Source organism: Sphingomonas sp. CCH9-E2, from assembly GCF_001557215.1.
Lineage (GTDB): Bacteria > Pseudomonadota > Alphaproteobacteria > Sphingomonadales > Sphingomonadaceae > Sphingomonas.
The window spans coordinates 1-2,547 of sequence record NZ_LSJM01000023.1 but is presented as its reverse complement, the minus strand read 5'-3'; the positions used below and the strand labels follow the sequence as shown (position 1 = coordinate 2,547).

The following is a 2,547-nucleotide window of genomic DNA, read 5'->3' as shown; positions in this document are numbered from 1 at the left end:
CCGCCGCGACCGGCGGGATCGCCGTCCGCGTTAAGCGGGGCGCCGCGCCACGATCGCGTTGGCGATGAAGCTCAGCACCGGCTCGTCATGCTGGTTGAACACCAGCATGCGCGAGCGGGTGCGGCCCATTTCCGGGCGTTTTTCCGACTCGCGCTTTTCGAGCAACTCGGTCTCGCAGCGCAGCGTGTCGCCGGGAAAGACCGGTTTGATCCAGCGCAACTCGTCGATCCCCGCTGCGCCGAGGCTGGCGGTGGGGCGCACTTTCATCTGTTCGACTAGCATCGCCATCGTCATCGCGGCGGTGTGCCAGCCGCTCGCCGCGAGCCGCCCGAAATGCGTCTTTGCCGCCGCTTCGTCGGAGATGTGGAATGGCTGGGGGTCGTATTTCTGCGCGAACTCCAGCACCTCATCGCGCGTGACCGCATAGGAGCCGAAGCTGGCCTTGTCCCCGACCGTCAGGTCTTCGAAGTAGATCATGAAATCAGTTTCGGACCGAAACTGGATTTTGGCAAGGGGTATCAGGGTTTGAGGACCGACCCCAGCACTGCAGGGTCGCCATCGGCATCCTCGGCCTGGGGGACGCCGGCAAGGCGACGCAGCAGCGGCGCGACATGGATGTTGTCGAACGCTGGCAATATGACGCCCGACGCAAAGGCCGGACCATGGGCGAGGAATAACGCCGCCATCTCCGGCGCGGCGGGGTCATATCCGTGCGCGCCGCCGGGTCGCAGCGTTTCGGTCGCCGGGCGGGTGGTGATCGTCCAGCCGATCTGGGCGAGACACAGGAAGGACGGCGTGCGCGGGTTGCGGCCATAATGGAGCCGCGCGGGGATATCCGCGCGCCGCCAGCATTCCATATGCGGATGCGGCTTCAGCAGCGCCGCCGCAAGCGCGGTTTCGCGGCCCAGCTGCGGCTCGATCGCGGCATAGGGCCCTTCCTCGATCGTGCGGAAGTTGCTCGCGGCGACGACGCTGTCGAGCTGGATGCGGCGGATTTCATTCACTGCGGCCATGCCGTGATCGGCGACGAAGACGAGGTTGGCGGGCTGGCCCAGCGCGGCGAGTTCGCCGGTCAGTCGGCTGATCAGGGCGTCGACCTCCGCCACCGCCGCGTTCGTCTCGGGCGCGTCGGGGCCGTAGCGGTGCCCGGCGGTGTCGACCGTGTCGAAATACAGGCCCAGCAGCTTCGGGCGGGTCGCGGCGGGACGGCGCAGCCAGTCGATGATCGCATCGACCCGCTGGCGTCCGGTTACCGCCATGCCGAACGCCTGCCAGTCATGCGGGTAGATGCCGCCAATCTCCACACCGGAGCCGGGCCAGAACATCACCGCCGTCTGTATCCCGGCCTTTTCGGCGGCGGTCCACAGCGGCTCGGCCTGATCCCACCAATAGGGTTCGTCCGACGCCAGCGTGAAGCGCTCGCCGGGGCGTGCGGGGTCTTCGAAGCGGTTGCCGACAATGCCGTGGCGGTCGGGGCGCTTGCCGGTGACCAGCGTGTAGAAATTGGGAAAGGTCTTGGTCGGGAAGGACGGACGCATCGTCGCGCGCACGCCCTGCGCCGCCAGTTGCGACAGCACCGGGGTGACGCCGCGATCGAGATAGTCGGGGCGGAACCCGTCGATCCCGATCAGGATCGTCACCGGCGCGCGCTGCTCGACCGGGCGCGCGGGCGGGACCGGCGCAACGGCAGGCGGGGTGGTGCAGGCGTAGAGCAGCCCGGCAATCGAGGCCGCCGCCAATGTCCTGAGCCAGTGCATGGCGACGGCCCCTAATGCGCTTAGATGACGGTATCGAGTCAGTCGCCCAGCGTCAGCTTGGCAAAGGCCGTGCCGCTGACCGGGCTCTTCCCATAATAGGGATCGAGCGCGGCGGGCTTGGCATAGGCCGCGACCGATCCGCCCAGCGCCAGCGTCACCGTGTCCGCCAGCGGGATGCGATAGGCGTAACCGCCTTCGAACCGCGCGACGCGGAACGGCTGGTCGTGCAGTGGGTGGCTGTGCTCGGGGAACAGCTCGTCATTGCGGACCAGTTCGGCGCGGCCGAAGAGGCTGTGGCGCGCATCCACGTCCCAGTTCGCCTCTGCCACCCAGGCGCTGAGCGTATCGCCAGGGATGCGGTTCTTGGCCGACCAGGCGAGCGTCGCGGACAGGCCGCCGCGCGCATAATGCACGCTGGCGGTGGTCCGCGCCTCGTCATTGCCGCCGTGCAGCGCCTCGGGGCTTTCGAGCCGCCCATGGCTGACCTGCACCGCCCAGTTGGGGGAGGGGGTGAAGGTCGCGCGCAGGCTCCATGAATCGAGCTTGATGGGATCGAAGCCCCAGCGCTCCTCATCCGGCTCGCGGCCCTTGAACACCGATGCTTCCAGCTGGACGGGGCGCGTGCGCACGCCCGCCGTCACCACGCCATAGGTGATATGGGTCGAATCGAACCAGTGATGCGCGATCGGCGACATCGTCTGATAGCGTGCGGAACGGCGGTGCATGAAGGCGGGCGGGCCGAGCGCGCATCACTGGTTCGATTCGACCCATATCACCTATGGCGTGGTGA

General features: G+C 67.8%; 3 protein-coding genes. All 3 read right to left on the bottom strand.

The features are described 5' to 3' along the window. Window positions 1-30 precede the first annotated feature (30 nt). The 3 genes from AX681_RS01060 to AX681_RS01050 are packed head-to-tail and all read right to left on the bottom strand — an operon-like array spanning window position 31 to window position 2,482. Window positions 31-477: a MaoC family dehydratase gene (locus tag AX681_RS01060; RefSeq protein WP_066657325.1), complete on the bottom strand. Its 447-nt coding sequence runs from the start codon at window positions 475-477 to the stop codon at window positions 31-33. A gap of 41 nt (window positions 478-518) precedes the next feature. Further along, window positions 519-1,757, bottom strand: a complete 1,239-nt coding sequence (locus AX681_RS01055; RefSeq protein WP_066657323.1) for an alkaline phosphatase family protein — start codon at window positions 1,755-1,757, stop codon at window positions 519-521. Between the two features lie 38 nt (window positions 1,758-1,795). Further along, window positions 1,796-2,482 carry a hypothetical protein gene (locus AX681_RS01050; protein ID WP_066681548.1) on the bottom strand — a complete coding sequence of 229 codons (687 nt, stop codon included), beginning with the start codon at window positions 2,480-2,482 and terminating at the stop codon, window positions 1,796-1,798. Between the last annotated feature and the right edge of the window lie 65 nt (window positions 2,483-2,547).